The following is a 3,573-nucleotide window of genomic DNA, read 5'->3' as shown; positions in this document are numbered from 1 at the left end:
CTGCGGGCCTGGGCCACCCGCGCCCCGCTCCTGCCCGCCCTGGTCTTCATGATCGTCGTGACCCAGCTGCCGTTCGTGGCCACGCTGGTGATCTCGTTCTTCGACTGGAACGCGCTCTACCCCAAGGCCCGCCGCTTCACCTGGTTCGACAACTACCGGCAGGTGCTCACCGACGCCGACCTGCGCCACTCGGTGTGGGTCACCGTGCTGCTCACCGCCTCCGTGGTGGTGGCCAGCCTGGTCCTCGGACTGGCGCTGGCGCTGCTGCTGGACCGGAAGTTCAAGGGCCGGGGTGTGGTCCGCACCCTGCTGATCGCCCCGTTCCTCGTGGTCCCCGTGGCCGCCGCCCTGCTCTGGAAGCATGTGCTCTACAACCCGGAGTACGGTCTGCTCAATGGGTTGCTGCACTATGTGGGCGGCCCACAGCCGGACTGGGTCTCCCACACCCCGCTGCTCGCGGTGGAGGCTTCGCTGGTGTGGCAGTGGACGCCGTTCATGATGCTGATCCTGCTGGCGGGACTGCAGAGCCGGGACCAGCAGCAGATCGAGGCCGCCCGGGTGGACGGGGCGAGCGACTGGCAGATCTTCCGCCACCTCACCCTCCCGCACCTGCGCCGCTACCTGGAACTGGGCGCCCTGCTGGGTTCCATCTACATCGTGCAGAACTTCGACGCGGTGTTCACGCTCACCTCGGGCGGCCTCGGCACCGCGAACCTGCCGTACACCGTGTACCAGAGCTTCTACCAGGCCCATGAGAACGGCCTCGCCTCGGCGGCGGGTGTCCTCGTCGTCATCGGCTCCATCGTCATCGCCACCTTCGCGCTGCGCGTGGTGTCGTCCCTGTTCCGCGAGGAGGTGTCCCGATGAGTTCCACCACCGCCACCCCCGCGCGGCGCACCGGGCGCAGTGGGCTCGGTCTGGGCCTGGTGGCCTGGCTGGCCGGCATCGTCTTCTTCCTGCCCATCGCCTGGATGGTCCTGACCTCGTTCCACTCCGAGGCGGACGCGGCGACCAATCCGCCGTCCTTCGCCGCGCCGCTCACCCTGGACGGCTATCGCGAGTTCTTCGGCGCGGCCGGCGGCGCCAGCCCCTGGCCGGCGCTGATCAACTCCACGGTCGCCTCGCTGGCCTCCACCCTGCTCGTGCTGGTGCTGGCCCTCCCGGCGGCGTACGCGCTCTCCATCCGGCCGGTGAAGAAGTGGACCGACGTCCTGTTCTTCTTCCTGTCGACGAAGATGCTCCCGGCCGTGGCGGGCCTGCTGCCGCTGTACCTCTTCGCGAAGAACGCCGGGCTGCTGGACAACATCTGGCTGCTGGTCGTCCTCTACACCTCGATGAACCTGCCGATCGCGGTGTGGATGATGCAGTCCTTCCTCGCCGAGGTGCCGGTCGCCGTCATCGAGGCGGCGCGGGTGGACGGGGCGCCGCTGCCGGTGATCCTGGCCCGCGTGGTCGCGCCGATCGCGCTGCCCGGCATCGCGGCGACCTCACTGATCTGCTTCATCTTCAGCTGGAACGAGCTGCTGTTCGCCCGTGTGCTGACCGGCGTGGTCGCGGAGACCGCGCCCGTCTTCCTGACCGGCTTCATCACCAGCCAGGGCCTGTTCCTGGCCAAGGTGTGCGCCGCGTCGCTCGTCGTCTCCCTGCCGGTACTCGCCGCGGGGTTCGCCGCCCAGGACAAGCTGGTCCAGGGCCTGTCGTTGGGAGCCGTGAAATGAAGGCCGCCGTCATCGAGTCCGTGGGCCGTGCCGTCGTCACCGAGGTCCCCGACCCGACACCGGGCCCGCGCGACGTGGTCGTGGAGGTCGCCGCGTGCGGGATCTGCGGTACCGATCTGCACATCCTGCAGGGCGAGTTCGCACCCAAGCTGCCGATCGTGCCGGGCCACGAGTTCGCGGGCCGGGTGGTCGGGATCGGCAGCCAGGTCACCGAGGTCGCGGCCGGCGACCAGGTCGCGGTGGACCCGTCCCTGTACTGCTACGAGTGCCGCTTCTGCCGCGACGGCCACAACAACATGTGCGAGCGCTGGGCCGCGATCGGTGTGACCACGGCGGGCGGTGCCGCCCAGTACGCGGTCGCGCCCGTGGCCAACTGCGTGAAGCTGCCCGAGCACGTACGCCCCCAGGACGCGGCCCTCATCGAGCCGCTGTCCTGCGCGGTGCGCGGCTACGACATCCTCAACTCCCGCCTCGGCGCCCATGTCCTGATCTACGGCTCCGGCACCATGGGCCTGATGATGCTGGAGCTGGCCAAGCGCACGGGCGCGGCGAGCGTGGACATGGTCGACATCAACCCCGCCCGGCTGGAGACGGCCAAGTTGCTCGGTGTCTCGGGCTCGGCGGCCGACGCCGACGAGCTGGACCGGCCGCAGGGCTGGGAGATCGTGATCGACGCGACCGGCAACGCGGCGGCGATCCAGGACGGCCTGGGCCGGGTGGCCAAGGCGGGTACGTACCTCCAGTTCGGCGTGGCCGACTACGCGACGCGGGTGACGATCGACCCGTACCGCATCTACAACCAGGAGATCACCATCACCGGCTCCATGGCGGTGCTGCACAGCTACGAGCGGGCGGCGGAACTGTTCGCGAACGGCGTGCTGAACCCGGACGTCTTCATCAGCGACCGGATCGCCCTGGAGAACTACCCGCAGGCGCTGGAGCAGTTCGCGGCGGGCGTCGGCCGCAAGATCGTCGTGACTCCCTGAGCCGTGCTCTTCGGCAGGGCCCTGTTGGCGGGGGCGAGCGTGGGGATGCTCGCCCCCGTGAGCCCCGGCCGGGCGGTCCGCCGGGTCGCCCGGTCCGCGGCCCCACGCCGGGCTCCGTGCCCGGTGCGCATCTCCCCTCCGCGGCGCTCGTGACCCGAACGGGGGTCTCGGCGCCGGGTAAGGGAACGGCAAAGTGGGCTCGTTCGTTCACCCGGCATGACCGCTATGACCCCTGGCTCCAACGTCCCGCTTCCGGCCACCCGTGTGACGGTGGACGTGGCCGCACCGGTGCGGCTGGACGTGTCGGGCCTGCTGCTCGCCGCCGACGGCAAGGTGCGCTCCGACGACGACTTCATCTTCTACAACCAGCCGGCCGGCCCCGGCGTGACCTACCGCTCGGGCGGCGGGTCCGCGCCGGACTCGATCACGGTCGACACCGGGGCGGTGCCGCCGGAGATCGAGAAGATCGTCGTCACCGCGAGCCCGGACGCGGCGGGCCAGACCTTCCAGGGCATCGAGCCGACGGCCACGATCCGGGACGCGGACGGCGGCGCGGTCGTCGCCTCCTTCACCCCGCCCGGCCTCGGCGCCGAGACGGCCCTGGTGGTCGTGGAGATCTACCGGCGCAACGGCCAGTGGAAGGCCCGCGCGGTGGGGCAGGGGTACGCGAACGGGCTGGCGGGCATCGCGACGGACTTCGGCGTGACGGTGGAGGAACCGGCCCAGCCGGTCTCCGCGCCTCCGGTTCCCCGGACGCCGCCCGCTCCCCAGGCACCCCCGGCCCCCACGCCGGGCGCCGGCAAGATCAACCTGGACAAGGGCCGGGTGAGCCTCCAGAAGAACCAGACGGTCTCCCTGGTCAAGGGCGG

At 70.8% G+C, this 3,573-nt stretch carries 4 protein-coding genes; all 4 read left to right on the top strand.

Annotated elements, in window-relative coordinates:
* A partial coding sequence (locus tag CCN33_RS26065; RefSeq protein WP_086695911.1) for a carbohydrate ABC transporter permease occupies window positions 1-867 on the top strand: 867 nt, incomplete at its 5' end.
* Complete coding sequence (locus CCN33_RS26060) at window positions 864-1,718, top strand: carbohydrate ABC transporter permease (protein ID WP_086695910.1); 855 nt, start codon at window positions 864-866, stop codon at window positions 1,716-1,718. The genes CCN33_RS26065 and CCN33_RS26060, both read left to right, overlap by 4 nt.
* Window positions 1,715-2,704 carry a zinc-dependent alcohol dehydrogenase family protein gene (locus tag CCN33_RS26055; RefSeq protein WP_086695909.1) on the top strand — a complete coding sequence of 330 codons (990 nt, stop codon included), beginning with the start codon at window positions 1,715-1,717 and terminating at the stop codon, window positions 2,702-2,704. Before CCN33_RS26060 ends, CCN33_RS26055 begins: the two co-directional genes overlap by 4 nt.
* A gap of 225 nt (window positions 2,705-2,929) precedes the next feature.
* Window positions 2,930-3,573 (top strand): TerD family protein (locus CCN33_RS26050; protein WP_140394679.1); only part of this gene is annotated, 644 nt, incomplete at its 3' end.

Source organism: Streptomyces recifensis (genome assembly GCF_002154615.1).
Lineage (GTDB): Bacteria > Actinomycetota > Actinomycetes > Streptomycetales > Streptomycetaceae > Streptomyces > Streptomyces griseoluteus.
The sequence above is the reverse complement of the archived record's forward strand: the minus strand, read 5'-3'. Positions and strand labels throughout refer to the sequence as shown.

Excerpts from the sequence above, each read along its gene's own strand:
- CCN33_RS26060 (WP_086695910.1), top strand. The coding sequence starts at position 864 with ATGAGTTCCACCACCGCCACCCCCGCGCGGCGCACCGGGCGCAGTGGG.
- CCN33_RS26055 (WP_086695909.1), top strand. The coding sequence starts at position 1,715 with ATGAAGGCCGCCGTCATCGAGTCCGTGGGCCGTGCCGTCGTCACCGAG.